Annotated in this window: 18 protein-coding genes and 1 tRNA gene; 6 read left to right on the top strand and 13 right to left on the bottom strand. The window is 51.1% G+C overall.

What is annotated here, in order from left to right:
• Nucleotides 1-221: 221 nt before the first annotated feature.
• Entirely contained in the window at nucleotides 222-3251 is a 3030-nt protein-coding gene (locus Mcas_RS15895) for a PocR ligand-binding domain-containing protein (RefSeq protein WP_052566622.1), read from the top strand.
• Here the strand turns inward: Mcas_RS15895 and Mcas_RS00260 are convergent.
• From Mcas_RS00260 to Mcas_RS00250, 3 genes are read right to left on the bottom strand one after another with little or no spacing between them, the layout of a single operon-like run.
• Nucleotides 3240-5249, bottom strand: coding sequence for a DUF4129 domain-containing transglutaminase family protein (locus tag Mcas_RS00260; protein WP_081853481.1), 2010 nt, complete (start codon nucleotides 5247-5249; stop codon nucleotides 3240-3242). The genes Mcas_RS15895 and Mcas_RS00260 overlap by 12 nt on opposite strands.
• Complete coding sequence (locus Mcas_RS00255) at nucleotides 5240-6586, bottom strand: DUF58 domain-containing protein (protein ID WP_040333265.1); 1347 nt, start codon at nucleotides 6584-6586, stop codon at nucleotides 5240-5242. The genes Mcas_RS00260 and Mcas_RS00255 overlap by 10 nt, the downstream gene beginning before the upstream one ends.
• Before the next feature lie 20 nt (nucleotides 6587-6606).
• Entirely contained in the window at nucleotides 6607-7569 is a 963-nt protein-coding gene (locus Mcas_RS00250) for an AAA family ATPase (RefSeq protein ID WP_040333263.1), read from the bottom strand.
• A 130-nt stretch (nucleotides 7570-7699) separates the two neighbouring features.
• Between Mcas_RS00250 and Mcas_RS00245 the strand changes: the two genes are divergently transcribed.
• Nucleotides 7700-10855, top strand: a complete 3156-nt coding sequence (locus tag Mcas_RS00245; protein ID WP_040333261.1) for a type ISP restriction/modification enzyme — start codon at nucleotides 7700-7702, stop codon at nucleotides 10853-10855.
• 26 nt (nucleotides 10856-10881) lie between these two features.
• Here the strand turns inward: Mcas_RS00245 and Mcas_RS00240 are convergent, their stop codons facing one another.
• From Mcas_RS00240 to Mcas_RS00200, 9 genes are all read right to left on the bottom strand, one after another.
• The gene (locus Mcas_RS00240; protein ID WP_040333259.1) at nucleotides 10882-11067 is read right to left on the bottom strand and encodes a HepT-like ribonuclease domain-containing protein; all 186 of its coding nucleotides are present in this window, start codon (nucleotides 11065-11067) and stop codon (nucleotides 10882-10884) included.
• Nucleotides 11068-11123: 56 nt separating this feature from the next.
• Nucleotides 11124-11450 carry a hypothetical protein gene (locus Mcas_RS00235; protein WP_200873594.1) on the bottom strand — a complete coding sequence of 109 codons (327 nt, stop codon included), beginning with the start codon at nucleotides 11448-11450 and terminating at the stop codon, nucleotides 11124-11126.
• A 40-nt stretch (nucleotides 11451-11490) separates the two neighbouring features.
• On the bottom strand, nucleotides 11491-12027 hold the full coding sequence (locus tag Mcas_RS15890; RefSeq protein ID WP_052566621.1) for a hypothetical protein: 537 nt from the start codon (nucleotides 12025-12027) through the stop codon (nucleotides 11491-11493).
• A 17-nt stretch (nucleotides 12028-12044) separates the two neighbouring features.
• Nucleotides 12045-12785: a nickel pincer cofactor biosynthesis protein LarB gene (gene larB / locus Mcas_RS00225; RefSeq protein WP_040333257.1), complete on the bottom strand. Its 741-nt coding sequence runs from the start codon at nucleotides 12783-12785 to the stop codon at nucleotides 12045-12047.
• Nucleotides 12786-12789: 4 nt separating this feature from the next.
• Nucleotides 12790-13782, bottom strand: coding sequence for an NAD(P)H-dependent glycerol-3-phosphate dehydrogenase (locus Mcas_RS00220; protein ID WP_040333255.1), 993 nt, complete (start codon nucleotides 13780-13782; stop codon nucleotides 12790-12792).
• Nucleotides 13783-14032: 250 nt separating this feature from the next.
• Complete coding sequence (locus Mcas_RS00215) at nucleotides 14033-14446, bottom strand: hypothetical protein (protein ID WP_040333254.1); 414 nt, start codon at nucleotides 14444-14446, stop codon at nucleotides 14033-14035.
• Nucleotides 14447-14500: 54 nt separating this feature from the next.
• Complete coding sequence (locus tag Mcas_RS00210) at nucleotides 14501-15382, bottom strand: HDOD domain-containing protein (protein WP_052566620.1); 882 nt, start codon at nucleotides 15380-15382, stop codon at nucleotides 14501-14503.
• A gap of 82 nt (nucleotides 15383-15464) precedes the next feature.
• Nucleotides 15465-15536: transfer RNA gene (locus Mcas_RS00205), tRNA-Val, on the bottom strand.
• Nucleotides 15537-15657: 121 nt separating this feature from the next.
• The gene (locus Mcas_RS00200) at nucleotides 15658-16776 is read right to left on the bottom strand and encodes a sensor histidine kinase (protein ID WP_040333253.1); all 1119 of its coding nucleotides are present in this window, start codon (nucleotides 16774-16776) and stop codon (nucleotides 15658-15660) included.
• A 233-nt stretch (nucleotides 16777-17009) separates the two neighbouring features.
• Between Mcas_RS00200 and Mcas_RS00195 the strand changes: the two genes are divergently transcribed.
• The 4 genes from Mcas_RS00195 to Mcas_RS00180 all read left to right on the top strand — a co-directional run bounded on the left by Mcas_RS00195 (nucleotide 17010) and on the right by Mcas_RS00180 (nucleotide 20256).
• The gene (locus tag Mcas_RS00195; RefSeq protein ID WP_052566619.1) at nucleotides 17010-17297 is read left to right on the top strand and encodes an ArsR/SmtB family transcription factor; all 288 of its coding nucleotides are present in this window, start codon (nucleotides 17010-17012) and stop codon (nucleotides 17295-17297) included.
• Between the two features lie 97 nt (nucleotides 17298-17394).
• Complete coding sequence (locus Mcas_RS00190; protein WP_052566618.1) at nucleotides 17395-19248, top strand: AAA family ATPase; 1854 nt, start codon at nucleotides 17395-17397, stop codon at nucleotides 19246-19248.
• Entirely contained in the window at nucleotides 19215-19835 is a 621-nt protein-coding gene (locus Mcas_RS00185) for a 4Fe-4S single cluster domain-containing protein (RefSeq protein WP_040333251.1), read from the top strand. The genes Mcas_RS00190 and Mcas_RS00185 overlap by 34 nt, the downstream gene beginning before the upstream one ends.
• Nucleotides 19822-20256: an FHA domain-containing protein gene (locus tag Mcas_RS00180; RefSeq protein ID WP_040333250.1), complete on the top strand. Its 435-nt coding sequence runs from the start codon at nucleotides 19822-19824 to the stop codon at nucleotides 20254-20256. Before Mcas_RS00185 ends, Mcas_RS00180 begins: the two co-directional genes overlap by 14 nt.
• Nucleotides 20257-20367: 111 nt before the next feature.
• Here Mcas_RS00180 and Mcas_RS15885 read toward each other — a convergent pair whose 3' ends face one another.
• Complete coding sequence (locus Mcas_RS15885; RefSeq protein ID WP_052566617.1) at nucleotides 20368-22395, bottom strand: NADH-quinone oxidoreductase subunit G; 2028 nt, start codon at nucleotides 22393-22395, stop codon at nucleotides 20368-20370.
• Between the last annotated feature and the right edge of the window lie 34 nt (nucleotides 22396-22429).

Below are 22429 nucleotides of genomic sequence, written 5' to 3'. Positions count from 1 at the left end.
ACAGGGAGCAGGAATCCATGCCTTTTAACCGTGAAATAAATTTTACCCTGCTTTTTTAAGAGGATACCCATAGATAATAATTGTACCATAATATAATGGATAAAATAAAGACATTTTTTATTAGGTTTTTCGAAAACTCGAGGATTATATCATCTTTAATATGCTATAATATTACATTGTCAAATTACATTCATAACTAAGGCGCTGGACAACATAGGGCAATGACATACAAGCTATCAGAGCTGTTCAACATAGAGGAACTGCGCGGACTGTTTGAGAGCTTTACCCGGTTGACGGGGGCGGTCACCGCCTTGCTCGACATCGAGGGCAATGTCCTTATAGCCACCGGATGGCAGCCAATCTGTACGGGGTTTCACCGTATGCATCCCGAAACAGCCATGCGATGCAGGGAAAGTGATACTGCACTAGCAAGTATGCTCAAGAGCGGTGAGCGGTATAACGTCTACAGGTGTAAAAACGGCCTCGTTGACGTGGCCGTGCCCATTGTTATCGATGGCATACACATGGGCAATCTCCTCACCGGACAGTTCTTCTTTGCCCCCCCGGATGTGCAATACTTTGCCAGGCAGGCTGAGGAGTTCGGCTTTGACGGCGATAAATATCTTGAGGCCCTGGCCAGGGTGCCGATCTTTACAGAAGAGTACGTCAGGGGGTTAATGGACTTCCTGCTGCGTCTTGCCGGACAGATATGCGGTATGGGACTGGCAAGGAAGCAGACGTTGGGACACTCGGAGCGATTCTTCGCCTACTATATGGACAGTATCGACGCCTATGTCTACATGAAAGACAGACAGAGCACTTACACCTTCATCAACAAAAAGACCGAGGACTTGTTCAACGTCACACGTGCGGACTTAGAGAGACGTCCGTATACGGATTTTGACTTCTTTAGCGAACAGATGGCGCAACAGCTTATCGAAAATGACAGGTATGTAATGCAGAGCGGGCAGTGCATAGAGACCGAAGAGGCAGGTGCTCCAGAGGGCATAGAAAACACCGCACTGGGTGCCGGATACCGTTATTACCTGACGTTTAAGTTTCCCCTGCGCGATGAAAAGGGCAATACGGTTGGCGTCTGTGGTTTCTCATACGACATTACCGGACGCAAAGAGGCAGAGGAATCGCTCAAGGATGCGTTAAAGGAGCAAGAGGCCCTCATCGAAAGTATCCGTGAGACAACGGTACAGCTCCGGTATTCAGAGGAAGAGCTGAAGAGGTTCTTTGACCTCTCTATTGACATGTTGTGTATTGCGGACATCGATGGATATTTCAGGGTTGTCAGTCCATCATTCAGCAAGATACTGGGATATACGGCAGTGGAGCTTAAGTCCGGGCCGTTTATAGAATTTGTCCACCCCGATGACATTGAAAAAACACTTAACGAAATCAAAAAGCTCTCTCAAGGAATCCAGATAGTAGACTTTGAAAACAGATATCTGTGTAAGGACGGCAGATATAAACACATCCAATGGAGATCGTCACCCGTTCCGGAGGCAGGTCTGACATATGCCACCGCTCGTGATGTAACAGAGCAGAGGCAAATGGCTGAAGCAGTAAAGACCGAGCGTGACAAGCTCATGGGGATCATGGATGCAATGCAAGACTGCATCTACATAGTAAGCGTAGACTACGACATAGAGTTTGTAAATGCAGCGACACTGAGGGAGTTTGGAGAAGTCAATGGCCGCAAATGCTATGAGTACTTTCATGACGGCATGGGGCAATGTCCGTGGTGCATGAGAGAGGATGTCTTTGCTGGAGAGAGTATAACGTGGGAGTGGTTTTGTCCCAAAAACAATAAGACATACTCACACTTTGATACCCCGCTCAGGAACAATGACGGTTCAATATCGAAGTTCACGCTACTGCATGATATTTCGGAGATCAAGCGTGCACAGTTGACGATGAATCGTGAGCTTGACTTTCAGAGGGCCGTAGCGGAGTTATTGGAGGCGCTGTTGTCGCCGGATAAGGACATCGTTGACATTTCGATTTTGGTAAACCGGCAGGCGATGAGGTTGACGGACAGTCTGCACGGGCATGTATCGGAGATTGACAGTGTAACGGAGGAGCAGGTGAGTCATACCCTTACGGAGATGATGTCAGATGGGCAGTGCAACGTGGATACGAGGCACAGGAGGTTGGCCTTCCACAAGGGCAAGGATGGTTATAATGCGCTCTGGGGACACGTGCTCAACACAATGCAGGCGTTTTACACAAACGATCCTGCGCAACACCCGGCATACAAGGGTTGTCTGCCACAGGGACACATTCCGTTAACGAGGTACCTGTCAGTACCGGCAATGGTAGGTGACAGGCTGATTGGCAACATTGCCCTGGCAAACGCCGACAGGGATTACACGGACGCTGACATTGATATCATAAAGCGTCTTGCCTCTATCTATGCCCTGGCGGTTGAGCGCAAGCGCCTGGAGGATGAACTTAAAACACTCAACGTCAACCTTGCATCCCTGGTGCGGGAAGAGACCGCAAAACGCCAAATGCAAGAACAGATGCTCATTCAGCAGTCCAAGATGGCCTCCATGGGCGAGATGATCGGCTTGATCGCCCACCAGTGGAAGCAGCCCCTCAGCGCTATAGCTATAATCGTCCAGGACCTCAGGGATGCCTATGGGTTTGGCGAACTCGACAAGAATTATATAGATAGCACGATTGAGTCAACAATGGGGCAAGTGACATTCATGGGTAAGACGATAGATGATTTCAGGAACTTCTTCAAGCCGTCCAAGCAGAAGGTGGCGTTTGATGTTAAAAATGCTATAGATGAGTTAATTTCGATGTTTAGTCCGATTTTTACAAGAAACAATATAAAAGTCAACATCAAGGTCACATCCGTTCTGAGTCTGATCGCCAATGGCTATCCCAATGAGTTCAAGCAGGTGATCCTCAACATCCTCAACAACTCCAAGGACGCAATCATATCCGGTGCAGCCACCGGCACCAGTGTACAAGGTCAGATCGAGTTAGAGATAGCCAGGCCATTGGAGCGGCAGGGGCAAATCGTTATTTCGATCAGAGACAACGGCGGAGGTATCCCCGCAGATGTAAAGGGTCGCATATTTGAGCCGTATTTCACCACCAAGGGTTCAGAGGGCACCGGCATCGGTCTGTACATGTCAAAGACCATCATAGAGGCCAACATGGGTGGAAGCCTGACAGTAAAAAATATCCCCGGCGGAGCAGAGTTCACAATATCCCTAACCGTCTGAAAACGTCCTGATTCTTTCCTTTTCTTTCTCAACGCCGGTTTTAAGTTCTTCCAATGCCATGTCGTTGCCCTGGCCCGTCCAAAACCGCAGACGATAATGCAACCGCACCAACCCTGCCAACTCCTCAGTATTGATGCCATCGTAACCGCCCTGCCGGATGCGCTCAAGCCACTCCAGGAGGCTTTCCGAAGCCTGACGCGGAAAGACACGCCGGGCAATCATCTCCTCAAGCTCCGCAAACGGCGACACCGGCACATCACTGCCCGGACGTTGAACGTTATCCGCCACGGACCGCTTAACACGTATGTTTAACGTAAATAACGCCCGATTCCTTATAAGCAGATACAAGAGCACTACGCCAAAGCCCGCATAAACAATGTAATGCGACTGCTTTATCCCGCCTGCCTCCAACCACCTGCGAACGATAAAGAGGGCTTTGTCAAAGGAGTCCGACAATGGCTGAAAGACCGACGCCTCCTGCTCTTCATACTCCAACCACGTCGCCGGAGTTGAGTCAATATCAATCCACCTGCCATTGTGCCACGCCACCGTCCAGGCATGGGCATGACGTTGCCGCACGATAAACTGCCCCCTGCCCTGACGTTCGCTGACCAGGTAGCCAGTGACGTATCGGGCGGGGATGCCCAACGCCCTGAGAATCAGTGTTGTTGCCGTGGCGTAGTACTCGCAATGGCCGGACTTCTGCCCCATGAGAAATTGCTCCAGGGGTGATACGCCACCTGCAACGTCCTTGTTGACGAGTGAGTACCTGTAGTCGCTGTGAAAGATCAGCGGCAATCTGTACAATAACTGCCCCGGGCTGAGTCCGCGTAGGTTGTAGTGGTCGATGAATCTAGCTGCGATGGCCTTTTCCTTATCGGCAACGACAACGTCTGCCGCCCCGGGCAGGAAAGCGCCGGCACTACCGGAGTCGTACCGAACACTGTAAAGCATATACCCTGCCTCCCGTTCCACCTTCAGCGTGCCAAGGCCGTTGACCTGCAGGCGTCTGGCAATCAGACCGCTGATCTCCATGCTGCCCGTGGGATGGGCAAGGGTTGTTTCGTCATCGGCGCTGGTTGTCTCTACGGTGAGCACGTGTACGTCTGATGACGATACCGTGGGTACAAGCGTCCAGGTCTGCTTGTCAGGCTCGTCCTTGTTGGCCCTTGATGTTACCAATTTGAATCGCTTGTCGGAGACGTGCCAGTTTGGGGCGCCGTAGAGGTCGTAGACGGCATTGGTCAAGAGCAACGGGGAATCGGCTGTGACCTTCATTATTATGCGGTTTGACTGCTTGAGTCTGCCCACGTATCCGATATGAGTCCTGGTCAGGGCAGGGTCGGAACTCTTGTATATCGCATAATTATACAGCAGCTTTGACTCAAGGTCTATGATATATGATTCCATATATGGTATAACGTTTCGCCCCCAAAAACCGATCAGACAGACGAACAACGACAGAAACACCCAATGCGCCATAGCAAATCGTCGGTTGCGCTCAGGGTACAGTGCCCAGAGGGATATGAGCACAGCGCCCGGAAAATACACACGGGAGTCGTAGTCGGAGACACTGGCCGACGCCACAAGTATTGGGAGCATGGCATAGCTGAAGTCGATCTCCCTGTATGTGGGGATGTCCCTTAGTCTCTTGCCAAGCAGTGTAAAGAGTGCCTGTGTGGGAATCTTCCCGCGCTCGCTGTAGCACTGTGCAACCAGGATTGGGGTTAGAAACACGGGCAACCACCGCAGAAATGGTATGAGCCATATGCGTTTGTTGCTCTGGGAAAAATACAGGTACGTCAGAAATGCAAGAGACAGGATGATGACAATGTTGACAAGCACCTTAAACCTCTCCTGGCTGACGTCAAAACGCACGGGTACGAATCTGGCCGCCTCAACCACTATCCCCAGGGCAACGGACAGTATAAGCGCCTGTTGGTGCCACCCCCAGAACACAAATGTCGTTCCAATTAATAGCGGCAACTTCATCCCCATCGTCCCCCCGTCAGCCTCCGCAGGCCCTCCTGGACGTCAGACGTCCCGATGATGGTTACCACGGAGCTGTATGGCGGTTGCATCAGTTCCTCTATGACGTCTGTTTTGTCGCAGAGCATGATGACCCTCAGCGGCAAACCGCTGGCCAGGAGGTAGTCTATTAGTTGCTTTCTGGCGCTATCGTACCGGATAAAGACGCAGATCAGGCTGCTGGTTATTGCCAGTCTCTTTTTGACGCTGTTTGCAAGTACATCGAATCCCTTGTCTTTTGTCAGCCTTACACCGGCCAGCAACTCCAGGGCGTCAACCCTCTGGGTCAGCCCCCTGCCTGTGGTAAAGCAGTAGACGTTGTTTTCCACGAAGATGAGGTCCAGCAGTGAGTCTTGGTCGTTGATGGAGACGATCAACGATGCAGCAATGCTAATGCAGACCTCAAAGACGTCATCGAGTGATAGCCCTTTTTCCCCAAAAGTGTCCATGACCAGTGCATGTCTGCTGAAGAACTCCTCCTGATACTTCCTGACGACCGGCTTGTTGGTCTTGGCCCAGCTCTTCCAGTCGATGATGCGTATGGGGTCCCCTGGAGCGTAGTCGCGCATCGCGTAGAACTCCCCCGATTCCCCGACGGACATGGCCATGGTAACGCCCCCCTGGTTGTGCATCCGTCCGCCGGAGAGGTAGATATCGGGCATCGCATATCGCTGCGGAAGCACGATAAGAGACTGCTCCAGGGGGATCCTGATAACAGCCCTGAACAACCCCAGGGGGTCCTTACGCACTATCAACACGGCCTTAAAGACGATCTTTCCACGTCGTTGTGGCGTAATGGTCAACGTGGCCTCGCTGCCTGCCCCCGTATCATGGGCAATGACAACGGGAGTGGTCACCGTAACCGCCGCTGTCCTGTCAACGCACTGCCGCCACGGGGAACGTTCCCCGCCGTCGGAGTCCAGGAATTCCCTGAGCGTTGGCCTGGGGTCTTCAAGGATATCGACAACCTCAAGTCCTCTCTGTTGTTTCTTCTTCGTTGACGGGGCGAACTCGATCAACAGTTTGTAAGAAAATTCGGCCTGAGTGCTTACGTGTGGAGGCAGCGTCCTGGCAACCCTGACCGTGAGACTGAACCGCATGGCATAGAGCATCGAAGAGACAATCATCACAAACAGGAACGTAAATATCTCATATGTCACCATATGACGGACATCTATTCCCAGCAGACCGGTAAAAATCATCACCACTACGGCAAACTTACCGGCGGTTGTAAATCGTGTGTTTATCCTGAAGATAAGGCCGGACAGATACCATTGAAGGTAATACAACAAGCGGGATCGACCCATTGTGAAGCGCCTGCGAGGCATCAGGCCGGACAGGGAACCGTTCTGAGGATGTCTTTGACGATGTCTTGTGAGCTGGCGCCCTCAAAGACGGCATGAGGGTCCAGTGCGATGCGATGGGCCACCACGGGCACGGCCACTTCCCTGATGTGCTCCGGGGTAACGAAATCGCTGCCATCGCAGAGGGCAAGTGCACGGCTGACGCTCATCAGTGCTAGGGATGCCCTGGGGCCGGCACCGAGTTTAACGTTTTTGCCGCCCCTGCTGTGGTGTGTGATATCAACGATGTACTTGCACAGCTCACGGCTGATGTAGACCTTCCTTGCGGCCTCCTGGATGGTCTTGGCTTCGCTTACGGAGACGCATGGCTCTATGGCAGTAAGCGGGTGTGAGTGCAGTTGTGCGGTCAGGATGTCGGTCTCTCTTTCGGCGGAGACGTATCCCAGGGTCAACTTCATCGTGAAGCGGTCCAGCAGGGCCTCCGGCAGCGGATAGGTGCCATGAAACTCGACGGGGTTCTGTGTGGCCAGGACGAAGAACGGGTCAGCCAGCGGATATGAGCGTTCATCGACGGTGACCTGTTGTTCGCCCATGCACTCCAGCAATGCCGATTGCGTTCGGGGTGAGGCACGGTTGATCTCGTCGGCAAGCAGTATGTTTGTAAAGACCGGCCCCCTGCGAAACGAAAACCGCTTGACCTCCGGATCAAACATGGATATGCCCACGATGTCAGAGGGCAAGAGGTCCGGCGTGAACTGTATGCGCTTAAAATCGGCATGGATGGTCTTTGCAAACGCCTTTGCCAGCATGGTCTTGCCCGTGCCCGGGAAGTCCTCAATCAGGACGTGTCCACCGGCACAGAAGGCCGCTATCAATTTCCGTATCGTTGCCGTCTGTTCCGTGATGACGCTGTTGAGGTTGTCACGCAGACGTGCAACGATATCCGATACCTCGGCAAGGTTGTTTATGGTATGTTTAGTGTGCATTTTTTTCTAACTATTGTGTGAAATCATTCCGTAATGTTATCATAAGTGAGATTGTTTATGCAAAGAGGGATATCTGGATGTTTGAAAAGATAAGAGAAACGTTGTCTGCCACTATGGAAGGCAATCCGTAATGTTCGATAAATACATCACCGAAATCAACCATCTTTACCGTGCCGGAAACGCGACCGAACATAGTTATCGTTTGGCTTTGCAAGTTCTCCTGACGCATTTGCTGAAAGATGTGCATGTTACAAACGAACCCAAGCGCCAAAAATGTGGTGCTCCGGATTATATCCTCACTCGTCGAAAGATAGACATTGGTTATATCGAAGCCAAAGACATCGGAGTTGATCTGGATCGTGTTGAACGCGGCAGCAAGGACGACGATCAATGGAAACGTTATACGGAATCTCTCGACAACATCATCCTGACCGATTATCTGGAGTTCCGCTTTTTCATGAATGGGCAGCGGGTTGAACAAATCCGCATTGCCCAGGCAACATCATCCGGCATTGTTCCTCAGCCTGAAAATTTTATGCGCCTAAAAAACCTTCTGGCAGATTTTGCCGCGTTCCAAGGGCAGACAATCAAATCGGCGAAGAAACTGGCCGAAATGATGGCACGTAAATCCGCCCTGATGCGTGATGTGTTTTTCAAGGCCGTAACTGACGAAAGCACGGAGGAATGCAGCCTGAAAGACCAACTCAAGGCTTTCCAGGAAGTGCTGGTGCGCTATATGGACGCGGCACAGTTTGCGGACGTGTACGCCCAGACGATTGCCTATGGGCTGTTTACGGCGCGGTTGCACGACAACTCGGTGAGAGATTTTTCACGCTCCGATGCACTGACCCTCATTCCCAAATCCAACCCGTTCCTGCGGCAGTTATTCCAATACGTCACTGGCCCCGATCTTGACGACCGCGTGGTCTGGATAGTCGATGCGCTTTGCGAGGTGTATCGAGCGGCAGATTTGCATGAGATTTTGAAAGACTTTGGCACAACCACCGGACAGAACGACCCCGTTCTGCATTTCTATGAAACCTTTCTGGCGGAATACGATCCCAAACTGCGGAAATCGCGCGGAGTCTGGTACACGCCGGAACCCGTGGTGCGTTTCATAGTTGGCGCTATTGACGATGTCCTGAAAACCCATTTTGGTATCAAGGACGGCCTTGCCGATACCAGCAAGATAAACATAGAAGCCGATGGTCAGGCGGATGGCAAATTCATCAAGGTTAACAAGGAAGTTCACAAGATTCAGTTGCTTGATGTTGCTACGGGAACAGGTACATTTTTAGCCGAAATCGTCAAACAGGTTTACGCTCGATTCAAGGGACAGGAGGGAATGTGGAGCGCCTATGTCGAACAAAATCTTTTGCCGCGTCTGCATGGGTTTGAATTGCTGATGGCCCCATACGCCATGTGCCACATGAAGTTGGATTTGCTGTTGACCGAAACCGACTATCGCCCGACCAATCCAGTCAGACCGCCACGTCTCAGCGTCTATCTTACAAACAGCCTTGAAGAACACCACAATGCCCCGCTTTTGCCCTTCGCCAACTGGTTGTCGCAAGAAGCCAACGCCGCCGGCCGCATCAAGCGCGAGATGCCGATTATGGTTGCGTTGGGTAATCCGCCGTATAAAGGCATTTCGTCGAACATGAATAGTTGGATCGCCAGGAATAAAATCGAAGATTACAAATATGTGGACGGCGTTCATTTCAACGAGCGCAAACACTGGCTGAATGACGATTACGTCCAGTTTATCCGTCTTGGCGAACATTATATCGAAAAGAATGGCGAAGGGATTCTTGCCTATATCACCAATCACGGATATTTGGACAATCCGACCTTTCGCGGAATGCGCTGGCATATCTTAAGTACATTCGACAATATTTATATTCTCGATCTGCACGGCAATGCCAAAAAGAAAGAAACCACTCCGGACGGCTCCGCTGATAAGAATGTCTTTGATATTCAGCAAGGCGTTGCAATTATCGTTGCGATAAAGTTACAACACAAAGGTAAGAACAAGCCGCTTGCAAAGGTGCATTACGCTGAATTGTGGGGAAGCCGTAACATAAAATATGATGCGCTGGATAACGGTAAACTGGCAACAATGCCGTTTAAGGTTTTGGATATTCGTGAGCCGCTTTATTTCTTTATCCCACAGAATCATGATGTCGGTTCTGAATATCAGGCTGGTTTTGCTTTGGATGAGCTGTTTTCCACAAACGTCACTGGCATTGTGACAGCACGGGACGGACTCGTCATAGGTTTTACACGGGAAGAATTAATCAAGAAGATAAGATCGTTCTGCGATCCAGCCAAATCGATTCATCAAGTAAGGCAAGAGTTTTTTGGCGGGAAAAAAGAATGGAAATACTTGTCTGGTGATACACGCGGTTGGAAACTGGAAATAGCCAGAGAAAAAATCCAGAATTTTGATCATGCAGACAAGATAGCGACCATCTGCTATCGCCCCTTTGATGATCGCGCAATATACTACACACCAGAGATGGTAGACTGGGGACGTGAAGAGATTATGAGACATCTTCTTTCAGGTGAAAATGTTGCGCTTATCGTCCCAAAGCAACCTCTTGAGGAAATAGGTGGTTTTCTTACAAGGAATTTAAGCGCACACAAAACGTTTAGTGCATACAACATCAACTATATTTTTCCTCTCTATCTCTATAATGATATGCAGGGCGGTATCGACTCCAGACTTCCCAACCTCGCCCCCAAAACTTACAACGCCATTCAGAAAATCGTCCCTGACGTTCAGCCGCAAAGCCTGTTCGATTATATCTATGCCGTGCTGCACAGCCGTGCCTATCGCCGACGTTACGCCGAATTTCTGAAATACGACTTTCCGCGCATCCCCTACCCCAAGGACAAGAAAGCCTTCCACGCCTTAGCCGCCAAGGGCACGGAGTTGCGACAACTGCACCTGATGGAAAGCCCTGCGTTGGACACGCTCATCACGACATATCCGATAAGTGGCAACCACGAAGTCGTCGCTATGCGCTTGGAAGAAGCAAAGGATAAGTCCGGCCTTGGTCGCGTCTGGATCAATCCCGCACAGTATTTCGATAACGTGCCGCTCACCGCATGGAATTTCTACATCGGAGGCTACCAACCCGCCCAAAAATGGCTGAAAGACCGCAAAACCCGCAAACTAACCAGCGATGACATCCTTCACTATCAACGCATCATCGTCGCCCTGACCGAAACCGATAAAGTCATGAACGAAATCGACCGGATTGATTTTTTACCTGAGACTTAAAGGCATGGAGAGATTAACAGATAAACTTACTGCCTAAAGGATTCGCCTTCCAACGCCATTTCTTCACGGCATGCTTTTTCCAGTGCAGGAAGGTCGTCTTGCACCAGTTTCCACATGACTGGCGCTGCTATATTTTCGTAGTTGTGACGGAGGATATTGCCAATACCACTAAGCCCTCCATCAAAGCTGCCACCGGAGATTGAACCTTCCACGGAGGCGGCCCTTCGGCGGATTACCCCCTGACTCCCTTGACGGCGTTTACCACTAATCAGTCCGGAACTCGTCTATTGTTGTGCTTGAGGTTATAGATTTTCTTGCTGGTTCTGTTTTCCATCCGCATCAGTTTTCTACGCTCCTGCTTTGTCAATTTGCCATCGCTTTTCATTCTTGATTCGGTCTGCCTGATGTTTGCCTCTCGTCTTTCCAGCCTCCTGGCCTCATCAGGGGTGAGTTGACCGCTCTTAACGCCCTGGTCTATCCTCCGTTGCTGATTGCGCTCACGCCAATTGATCACAGGGTCACCGGCAAAGGCAACACCAGCGCAAAACATACACATACAGCCCGCTACTAACACATATTTCGATAACCTGTCCATGTCTCCTCCGTTTGTAAAATATTGCTCTTTACGTTGCTGATTAATCCCTGACGCTTCTGATCTTCCTGATCAGCTCGCCGACCTCAATGCTGAAATCCACGCCTTGTGGGGCATCCGCAAGGGAGAAGCCGCCCTTGACGGCCTTACCGCTGCCGTCTATGACGTAGATGCCCTGGGCAGAACCTACAATTGTGTATACACCCAACTCGACATCATACCCTGATGAACGTGTCTCCTGACGCTGCTTGAGAAACAGGATCACCTCATCCCCCGCCTTGAGATAGACCGTGTCCGATACCCTCAGCCCCACGCCATCAACTTCACCGCCCAACTGCTCAACCGTAACCACGGATGTGCCCGCACCCTTGACGTACTCACCAACGCTAACCGTTGACCGAGTGACGATCCGCTTGCCGTCCTCACTCCACTGCGCCTTGACCGCACTGACCCTGCCGCAAACCACAACGTCGGCCCCACGCGTCAAATCCGCCGTCTCCATGGCCACCATCAGCGCCATAGCAGGCACGCCAATCAGACACAGCAACACCGCTGTTGACAACACCTTCAATCCTGTCATGTTCTCACCTTTTCTCCCTATAATCCTATCATGTTGATTTTGTGTGCGAGACATCCGGCACCAAAGCCGTTGTCGATGTTCACGACTGCGATCCCCGGTACACAGGAGTTGAGCATGGCAAACAGTGCGGTCAGACCACCGAGGTTTGTACCATAGCCCTGGGACGTCGGCACTGCCACAAGCGGCTTTGACGTCAACCCCCCGATGACCGAAGGCAAGGCGCCCTCCATCCCGGCAACAACCACGATGACCCGCGCCTCGTCAAATAATTTCATGTTGCTTATGACCCTGTGCAACCCCGCAACGCCGATGTCAAAGACCGTGCCACAGGCGCTGCCCAGAAATGTTGCCGTCAACTCGGCCTCCTCTGCCACGGCTATGTCGGATGTCCCGGCGGAGACGACAAGTATGTGTCCCCTGGTCTGAGTGCTCACTCCGGCCATGATAATGCGTGACTGCGGATAAAAACGTGCCCCCTCTATTGCGAGGCCACTGAAGACCTCTTCGCTGGTGCGGGTGATGAGCACCCGGCCGCTGTTGTCATAGAGCCTGCGCGCTATTGCGATGACCTCGTCAACACCCTTGCCCTGCCCATAGACCACCTCCGTGATGCCGCTGACCAGTTGTCTGTGATGGTCTATCCTGGCAAACCCGATGTCCTCGTATGGCAGGTGCCTGAACCTGTTGAGCGTCTCATCCAGGGTACACCTGCCCTCCTTAAATGCCACAAGCAGTTGTTCTATAACATGCCTGTCCACGGCATTAAAACTCCTTTCGCAACTGCCGGCTCATCAACTCGTTGACGGCCTTTGAGGGGCTTTTTCCCTCGTGGATGACCCTGTATACCTGTGTTACAATTGGCATCTCCACCCGGGCTGCCTTTGACAGCTCAAATGCCGAGTGAGAGGTCTCTACCCCCTCGGCCACGGCGTTCATCTCTGAAACAATTTCGACTGTTGTCTGACCCCTGGCAAGTTGTAAGCCAACTGTGTAGTTCCTGGACAATTGCCCCGTGCAGGTCAGCACGAGGTCACCCATGCCGCTGAGACCGGAAAACGTCCGCGCAGTGGCGCCGAGTTTGACCCCCAGGCGCGTGATCTCAGCCAACCCTCGCGTGATCAACGCCGCACGCGCATTGAGACCCAGCTCAAGGCCATCACAGATGCCGGCTGCTATGGCAATGACGTTCTTCAACGCCCCACCAAGCTCTATACCCAACATGTCATCGTGCGTATAGACCCGAAAATAATCCGTATTAAAGACCTCCTGCAGGTGGTGTCCACGCGAGATGTCCATAACTCCAAGGGTAATGGCAGTGGGTTTTCCGGATGCCACCTCGGCGGCAAAACTCGGCCCCGAAAGCACTGCCCTCTCATGCGGACAGTATTGCCGGATAATCTCCGAGGCGGTCTGTAGCGTCCCCTTTTCGATCCCCTTGATGGCAGAGACTATGATCGCATCACTGGCCATGTGGGCAAGCATATTGTGCAAAACACCCCTTACAAACTGAGACGGTACAACAAGGAGCAAGATCGGTGCGCCCCCGGCTGCCTCGCTGATGTCATCCGTGGGAGTGACCCTCTCCGACATCCTGAGTCCCGGCATGTAGAGGTGATTGACCCTGTCGGTTCTGATCCCCTCCACAACGTCCCGCTCAAGGCTCCAGAGCATGACCTGTAGCCCCTTTTCACCGAGCATATTGGCCAGCACGCTCCCCCAACTGCCTGCGCCTATTACACTTATGTCGTACTTCATAACCGAATAATAGTATAACACTAAGTAGTAAAGAAAGAAAAAATAAAAAATGCAACCATCACAGAGTAATCGTGTTCATCAGTACCAGAATAATAATGTAAAAATTTTCTCGCTGTAAAGATTTCTGTGATGATAAGGTTAAGCATTATGGGGTCAAGGAGAGACAGCTCCATGCGCAACTAAAGGACACTATATCACAGTTCTGCCAGGTTATCAGTGCAACATTGACTACGATGGGATTGAGAGTATTCTATCGGGGATAGTTGAAGGGATTTTCCCTTAGTATCTGGAGCAGCTTAATGGGCTGTCTTGTCATGACGAATATGCAGATACCTTGTTCGTTAACTACGTCGTCACCCTTTCTCCATACTCCTTTCCATGCCACGTTGATTTCGACAGTGGAGTCCTTAACATTGACCCACTTGGGTGTAAACGTCAAAGAAGCTGTATCAAAGTCCTTCGTTGCCGAAAGGTAACCCATATAGCCCTCGGGGGTTGACAACTCCTTGAGTTCAGCCTTGGCGTGTCCCTGGTACAGTTGTCTGATTTGATCGATTACATTCATCACCGACGCTGCAATCTTTGACTCATCAGGGGTAATTTTCACCTCATCCTTACCGCATGACAGCAGGACAAACAGCAGCATTATCAATACTCTTTTCATCAATAACCTTCCTCCATTCATCTGTGAGTGTGCAAGTCTTTAAAACCAATCATTCTACTTCTGGGGTTGGTCACCGACGCTGGTATGCCGCACCTGTAAGAATACCTTTGCCTCTTCAACCCTGATTTTTAGTGTACTGAAGATATCTCTCTCCGCCTCGACAGACAACCCGAGTCTTTGCCAGTTGGCATCGGTTAAATCCGTTGGCTGTGGGATACCGATACCGTCATCATAGTCGTTGATCTTGCAATAGCGATTAGACAGATAGACGGCAGCAGGCATCTTGCTGTCATCCTGCATGGTGCTTTCATGGTGATGCTGTATGGATTTGACAAGTTCGCCCGACAACGCCCACTTGTCAGCAATAAGGCCGCCAATTTCTGAATGATTAAGCGTAAAGAACTTTTTCTCCTTAATCACCAACTGTTCGTAGTCAGTGACCTTCTTGAGCAGCGAAAAGTAATCCCTGGGGAAGTGCTTTATGAGAAAAATCTTGCCTATATCATGGATCAGTCCTGCGATAAAAAACTCCTCCTGCTTAACAGGGTCCGATATAACACGTAAAGCGATGAGCTTACAGCCAACGGCACATGCGAGGCTATGTTCCCAGAATTTGTTCACATTAAACGATGCCCCCGCACCAGGGTTAAACGATGAGAGCACTTCGGCGCTCAGAGCCAGGTTCTTTATGGTATTCATCCCCAGGAGGATTATCGCCCGATTGATCGACACAACCTGCTGTGGCATGGCAAAGTACGCCGAGTTGATAAGGTTGAGCACCTTGGCCGTGAGCACAGGGTCCATCTTTATAGCGTTTACAAGGTCACGAGCCGAAGCATTATCATTTCCCGTTATTGCTATTATTCTAGCAATCGTAGGAGATAACGCCGGTATCTTCTCTATGTATGACAATATTTTCTTTTGGATAACTGTCATTTCCTGTTTCAGCGTTCTATCATCTTTTTTCGTATAACTGTAATATCATTTATATATTTATACATATGGTTAATTTATTAAGTAGGCACGAGGGGTATCGAACCCCTGACCTCTACCGTGTCAAGGTAGCGCTCTTCCACTGAGCTACGCGCCTTCTTTACAGAGGGCCATGCTGCCCGCATTCAGTACGATTGCTATTGTGCAATATATTATTGACCATTGTCAAGGGGGCGAATTGCCTCCACGTAAAAAAACATATGATTGCGTCAGATTCTTTACAGCTTTACCGTGAATTCCACGCCGTCATCGATATTTTGAGCGTTCATTGTGCCTTTGAAGTCTTGTTCAACCGCCATCTTTGCCAGATACAAGCCCAGTCCGCTGCCCGAGCCAACCGATTTTGTGCTGAAGTACGGTTCGTATATCCTGCCCATGATATCATCTCTGATGGCGCCGCCGTTATTAAACACCGTGATGACAGGTCGGTCGTTTTCGGTTGTCACCCCTATCTTGATACATGGATTTTGTGGCATTTGCATAAGCAGAGCGTCAATGCTGTTGCAGAGAAGCTCAAGGATCAGGACGTTGGAAAACTGCCGCTCATTGCCTGTTATCATGGTATCTCTATCATAGACCTTTATCAGATTTATACCGTTACAGACTATGTTGTCCCTTATGATAAAGATGGCACTGTCAACGGCCTGTACTATGCTAAAGACCCCTGTTGTCTCTGTTGGCTTACAGTGTTTCCTGAAATTATCGATAGTATCAGACATGGACATGATCAGTGCCATTATCCCGTCGATGGTCTCTTTCAGAGTCTGTGCATTTAACTGACCTTCGTTGTCCAGTTCAAGCAATTCCTGCACGTTCAGGCCTATAACGTTTAGGGGTTGCCTCCAGTGGTGGGCAATATTTGACAGGATTTCGGTCATTGCCGAAAGTCTGGTTGTAAGGACTATATTCTTGCTGTTTTCTTTTCTCTGATTGATCCTGGTGGTTATTTGCAATAATTTCAGGAGCATATCTTTTAAGTGTATAGGTTTAATGACAAACTTATCAATACCGAGGTTAATTAGTTTCTGCATCGACTTAGCGTCATCACATGTGGTTGTTATCACCACCGACTGCTCAGGATTGATTTCCTTGATCCTCCTGGTCAACTCGATGCCGTCAAGCTCGGGCATGATTATATCACTGATAACAATATCGTAATATCCACTTCTGTACATGTTCATGGCTACAGCACCATTTTCAGCCGTGTCTACAACATCAAAAAAATCATTCAACGTATCAGCAATCATCTCCCTTACAGAGCGACTGTCCTCAGCATATAAGACCCTCATGCACTTTGAATGCTTAAGTAACGCAGTCTTAATAGCACCTATGTCCATAATATAATCCTCCAGCTTTTTTTACAAAGCCTTGCCGCTATCATACTTTCTTATCTTCTCATAAATGGTGGGCAAAGGTCAAGGTTCAGGTATGGTGTAAAAGAAGATTATTTGGATGTCTGCAATGCGATTGCCCTGCTCTGGAGCGAGCGTAAAGGCTTGACAATGCACCCACGCCTGAGTTACCATATGACATATTTATGGACTTAGTGGTATACTATCACGTATAATTGATGAAAACCCTGGAGCAGAAGATAGATATGCTGAAAGTGGTGTCGCACCCTGTACGGATCAGGATACTTATGCAGCTCACCAAGGGGGGAAGGTGCGTAAGCGACATAGAAAAGTTTCTCGATGTAAGCCAGCCAAACCTCTCCCAACACCTCGCCATACTCAGAGACCACCGTGTAATCGATTACTACCCCGATGGTAAGCTGAGACGTTATTTCATCGTAGAACCAATGATCCCTAAACTGCTTGAAATGCTCTTTTCTGACACCACCGGCACCACTGTTTTATAGTACCTGATTGCCGTGCAAATTCACCATTGCATAAAACTGCTCTTCTATGTCCCCCTGTGCAATGTACTTGCAATGTACTTTATGATATAATATATATATGTCGAACTCGGTAGATCAGGGTGAGGTCTTAAAGCCGGAGGTTATGCCTAAATGGGCACGGGAAATCATCAGGTTTATGTCTGTCAAGCCGCAGTTCATGCTCTGGGGCAATGTCTACGACGCATACCCCATTGAGCTTAGAGATGGCACCATCACTACACTCAGACTTACTGACTACATAAGGACAATCCTTAGGGAAAACGACTACAACCTGATCCTTGCTTACGAGCCCCTGTACGGCATCAGGCTCATCGAGGGCGACCCGGAGGTTTTCAAAAAGATTACCCGTGAGCAGACAAAGGGCGATGCACCGCTGATTGCCACTCCCGTCAGGATGGCCGAAATTGCAGAGCTGTTGAGCTCTTCAAAGGAGACCGGCAGCGCCATCATACTAAACTTTGCCTCAAGGATCGCCGACATAGCGCCCAATGATATGCAGGAGTTCTCTTACAGGATGTTCAGACTCTCCCAAAGGGCAACACCCGTCATATCAGGGCAATCCCCGCATCCTAAGTTCAACCTTGTCATCTGGGTACTCGACAAGGAAAACGACATCCCCCCCTGGTACACTATCGACAATGCCCGCATAAGGATGTTGAACATCCCCAGGCCGGATTATTTCCTCCGAAAGACCGTCATAGACACGCTGGCAAAGGCCATCGACGGCTTTAAGGAGACCGATGCACAGAAACAGCAGGAAGGAATATCAACCTTCATTGACCAGACAAGCGGCCTCTTTGCCTCCGAAATCGTGGCCATTGTTGCCATGGCCAGACGACAACAATTGCGCTTTGCACAGATCAGCGACGCCATCAAGGCATACAAGCTCGGTATCGTGGAAAATCCATGGTCCAGACTCGATATGCAAAAGATAGCAAACTCCTGCGCCACGCTGCTTGAGCGCGTCAAAGGGCAAGACGAAGCCGTCCAACGCTCATGCGACATCATCAGACGGGCCGTGTTCAACCTCTCCGGATGCCAGTACTCACGGCACTCGCAACGACCAAAGGGGGCACTCTTCTTTGCCGGTCCCACCGGCGTTGGAAAGACCGAGCTGGCAAAGGCCATCACTGCACTGCTCTTTGGCTCAGAGACCAGCTACCTGCGCTTTGACATGAGCGAGTATGCCAGGGAACATTCCGATCAGAGGCTTGTGGGCTCCCCGCCTGGGTACGTCGGATACGACGTCGGCGGACAACTGACAAACGCTATTAAAAACAACCCCTTCTGCGTCATCCTCTTTGACGAAATCGAAAAGGCGCACCCAAAGATACTCGATATCTTCCTTCAAATCCTCGATGATGGCAGACTGACCTCCGGGCGGGGTGAGACCGTGTACTTTTCAGAGAGTCTCATTATTTTTACAAGCAACCTGGGAATCTACGAAACCTCCGAAACCGGTCAGAGGCTCCAGCGCGTCAGTGCCGATATGCCATACGAGGACATAAATGCACAGATACGTCAGGCCATCGGCGACTTCTTTACGTACACCATCGGAAGACCGGAAATACTCAACCGGATTGGTGACAACATCGTCGTATTTGACTTCATAAGGGCGGGGGCGGCGTCCCTGATACTGGACAAGATGCTGCAAAACGTCCTGGACAAAATAAAGGACTTCTACGGCATCGACGTTACACTGTCACAGAGAGCCTATCAAAGCCTGGTTGAGATAACCTGCTCTGACCTGTCGATGGGTGGACGCGGTATTGGTAACAAGCTGGAATCGGCGTTTATAAATCCGTTTTCGAGGGCACTGTTTGAGCTTCAGGGTAGCAAGCGTTTGATCATAACGGAAGTTACACGACAAGGACAGTCATGGAAATTAACGATAGACAGCCAATTGACATAAATCTGATCCACTATCCCGTCCAGGTGCTGGGGATTGGCGAGCGCGTGGGGATATGGTTTCAGGGGTGCTCCATTGGGTGTAAGGGGTGCATGGCACGACACACATGGCAGGTGCAGCAGCAATACAGGACGAATGTAGGCACCGTGCTCCGGGAGGTCATCAGCTTCAGGGACGCTAAACCCGACGGTATAACCATCTCCGGGGGAGAGCCGTTTGACCAGCCGGATGCCTTGTTTGAGTTGCTCATGGGGATTAGAAATGCCGGCTTTACGGATATCATGCTATACAGCGGGTATCAGTTTGACGCCCTACGGTTGCGGTATCAGTACATAGTGGAGCTTGTAGACGTGCTGATTGACGGACGCTACATGCAGGGAATTGAGACCGACTACGTGTGGAAAGGCTCCGCCAACCAGAACGCCAACATAATCACACAGGATGCAATGTTGCGCATCAGATACAGCTCATACCTAAAGCGAAGACCACACCAGAGAAAGCTCCAGATCGTAGAGGCCCCAACGGGTATATATGTAATAGGCATTCCCAAGCAGACGGATATGGAGGCGGTGCAGGTTGTCATCTGTTAAGGTATGTCCCACGTGCAATGCCGAAAATGCTCCCACGGAGGTGATGTGTGTGCGTTGTCTTGGGGACATCTCCGGTGTTGCCGTTGAGGAGGCCCGACCGGTTGCTGAAGAAGTAGTCCCGGAAACCGGCCCGACGCTGCTGCTTACGACAAGCGATGGCAACAGCATAACCGTCCGCGACGGCGATGTTGTTGGTCGCATAGCAGTTGGGGCGGACGTTATCGAGCCATACAAGACGGTCTCCAGGCGACATGCCAGGTTTACATATGAGGATGGCACCTGGTACATCGAAGACCTCAACACGACAAACGAAACATACCTCGACGACGTGCGCCTGTCAATGGGCAAGAAGGTTCCACTGTCGGGCAATCAGAGGCTGACCCTGTCCTCGGCGCTGGAACTGACAGTGATGATGGCATAGCACCTCACTGGCCTTACTTGGTGCTGCAGGGGAGGTCAAGGAGGGGGCGGAGGGGGTGGGGCACCCCCGCCACAAAACGCCCTCCTTGTCTTTCTTACCTTCTCTTCTTCTCTATACCTGCGCGCAGGCCAGTGCTTTTTCTGTTTCCTGTAGCCATAATAGCCGCGAGCCATTGACCACATTAGTGTTCAATACTTTAAGCATTTCAACGGGGTCTACCTTTAGCAGAGCTTGCTTTTTGAAGGCTCCAGGTGTTGCCGGTTTTAAGTTAGCCTTGTAGAGTGCCTCAACATCCGAGGCCTTGCCATCCAAACCACAAGCCTTGGCTATGTCGCCGATTATAGACGCCATCGTCCTGACATCATCAGGAGGCTCAACCGCCTTTGCCATCTTCTTGAGCCTGCCGGCGTAATCCACAATCGAGCCACTGTCCTCAAGATACGCCGCAGCAGGCAACAACAGATCAGCCTGCCGCGCCAGATCGGACATGTGCGTGGCAGCCAGGATGAAGAAGTCCACCGACGGCCTCTTTACCGTGGGCAACTCACCGGCAGCAAATAACACCTTGACCCCGCCACTGAGCATACTGTCATACGACTGCCCCTTGGGAGTAAGCCCCATGAGCAACACGCCCTTGGCATTTGCCTCAACCGGTATCGACAAGGCCGCACCCTTGATCGCCGCTACGCTGACAGCCGCAGCAAATAGGTCAGGGGAGGCCAACAACACCGGATTAACCGCCGCCTTGTAAAGCTCCGCCGCACGATCAACTTCCTCTGTTACGGAGGCACCGGCAACGTCAATCCCCGACGGCAGGGACAATCCCTTCGCCGCAAGGGCGGATGCCAACGCCTTGAGACCCTCTGCCTCATCGGCCTTTATCACCACGTCGGCTGCGTCACTGATCTTGACGTCCCCGGCGCTGATAACGATGAGCTTGGCCTTTCGTTCGGCCTTGGTGCGCAGGAAGGCATCGAGGGCGGGCAGATTGCGCTCCCACTGATTTGGCGCCAATCCGGCCACGACAAAGAGGTCGGCATCTTCGGGGTCAACCGCCGCACCCAACAGCGACGCCTCATCGCCGTACAGACTCACGGTGGTATCAACGTTTGCTACACCCGCTCCGACGGCCAAGGCACTCAACGCCGCAGCCTCCTCGTTGGTGATGGCACCGTTGGCGACGATACCACTTTGACGCTGGGGGTCGCACCCCCCGCTGCCGGACTCCTTGAGCTTGGAGGCGGCCAACTGCAGGGCGTCATCCCAGGTGGTGTCTACCAACTTGCCATCAACACGCTTCATCGGCAAAAGAATGCGCGTATCGGCAATCAAACTGTCAAAGCCAAAACGCCCCGTGGCACAGGTGAAGTAATCCGCCCGTCCATCGTCTGCTCCTGCACGTATCATGACGATGTTGCCCTTTAACGTACTGACATTAAGGTCACATGCGTTTGAGCAGTACAGACACACCGACTTGTGCCGGATGTAATCCCACTCCCTGCCCTTTCGCCACCTGTCTGCCTCAAGTATCGCGTTGACCGGACAGACGTCCACGCAACTGCCACAGAACGTACAACCCGACTGCTGAAGCGGCAGGTCGTTGGCGGTTGTTACCTTAGAACCGACGCCCCTTCCCATGAAGTCAAGCACCGCCGTGCCCTGCTCCTTACACACGCGCACACACCGTCCGCACAGGATGCAGTAGTCCGGGTCACGCTTGATAAAGGGATTGCCCTCGTCAATGGCAAAATTAAAGCACTTGCGCGTAAAATTGGACTCCTTCAGCGCAAAGGCATAGGCATAATCCTGCAGCTCACAGACTCCGGCCTTCGTACACGTCATGCAGTCCAGGGGGTGCATCGACAGGATCAGGTCTACGACGAACTTACGCATGTCGCTGAGGCGCTCGCTTTCGGTTACGATCTCCATGCCTTCCTTGGTCTTCATAATGCAGGCGGTCATCGTTTTGCCATTTACCTCTACCACGCACATGCGGCAGGCCCCGATGCCCTTCATCCCCTTGAGGTAGCAGAAGTTGGGGATATGCACCCCCACGGTCTCGGTAGCCTCTATGAGGTTCATACCCGCTGGTACCTTGTGCAGGCTGCCATTTATCTTTACGGTTACAAGCTCAGACATTGCTAAGTCTCCTTTTTCTTGTGATTACTCATAA

Origin of the sequence: Candidatus Magnetobacterium casense (assembly GCF_000714715.1) — a bacterium.
Taxonomy (GTDB): domain Bacteria; phylum Nitrospirota; class Thermodesulfovibrionia; order Thermodesulfovibrionales; family Magnetobacteriaceae; genus Magnetobacterium; species Magnetobacterium casense.
The sequence above is the reverse complement of the archived record's forward strand: the minus strand, read 5'-3'. Positions and strand labels throughout refer to the sequence as shown.

Excerpts from the sequence above, each read along its gene's own strand:
- Mcas_RS15895 (WP_052566622.1), top strand. The coding sequence starts at position 222 with ATGACATACAAGCTATCAGAGCTGTTCAACATAGAGGAACTGCGCGGA.
- Mcas_RS00210 (WP_052566620.1), bottom strand. The coding sequence starts at position 15,382 with ATGACAGTTATCCAAAAGAAAATATTGTCATACATAGAGAAGATACCG.
- Mcas_RS00250 (WP_040333263.1), bottom strand. The coding sequence starts at position 7,569 with ATGCACACTAAACATACCATAAACAACCTTGCCGAGGTATCGGATATC.
- Mcas_RS00195 (WP_052566619.1), top strand. The coding sequence starts at position 17,010 with ATGAAAACCCTGGAGCAGAAGATAGATATGCTGAAAGTGGTGTCGCAC.
- Mcas_RS00200 (WP_040333253.1), bottom strand. The coding sequence starts at position 16,776 with ATGGACATAGGTGCTATTAAGACTGCGTTACTTAAGCATTCAAAGTGC.
- Mcas_RS15890 (WP_052566621.1), bottom strand. The coding sequence starts at position 12,027 with ATGACAGGATTGAAGGTGTTGTCAACAGCGGTGTTGCTGTGTCTGATT.
- Mcas_RS00235 (WP_200873594.1), bottom strand. The coding sequence starts at position 11,450 with ATGGACAGGTTATCGAAATATGTGTTAGTAGCGGGCTGTATGTGTATG.
- Mcas_RS00260 (WP_081853481.1), bottom strand. The coding sequence starts at position 5,249 with ATGGGGATGAAGTTGCCGCTATTAATTGGAACGACATTTGTGTTCTGG.
- Mcas_RS00245 (WP_040333261.1), top strand. The coding sequence starts at position 7,700 with ATGTTCGATAAATACATCACCGAAATCAACCATCTTTACCGTGCCGGA.
- Mcas_RS00215 (WP_040333254.1), bottom strand. The coding sequence starts at position 14,446 with ATGAAAAGAGTATTGATAATGCTGCTGTTTGTCCTGCTGTCATGCGGT.
- Mcas_RS00190 (WP_052566618.1), top strand. The coding sequence starts at position 17,395 with ATGTCGAACTCGGTAGATCAGGGTGAGGTCTTAAAGCCGGAGGTTATG.
- Mcas_RS00185 (WP_040333251.1), top strand. The coding sequence starts at position 19,215 with ATGGAAATTAACGATAGACAGCCAATTGACATAAATCTGATCCACTAT.
- Mcas_RS00220 (WP_040333255.1), bottom strand. The coding sequence starts at position 13,782 with ATGAAGTACGACATAAGTGTAATAGGCGCAGGCAGTTGGGGGAGCGTG.
- Mcas_RS15885 (WP_052566617.1), bottom strand. The coding sequence starts at position 22,395 with ATGTCTGAGCTTGTAACCGTAAAGATAAATGGCAGCCTGCACAAGGTA.
- Mcas_RS00255 (WP_040333265.1), bottom strand. The coding sequence starts at position 6,586 with ATGGGTCGATCCCGCTTGTTGTATTACCTTCAATGGTATCTGTCCGGC.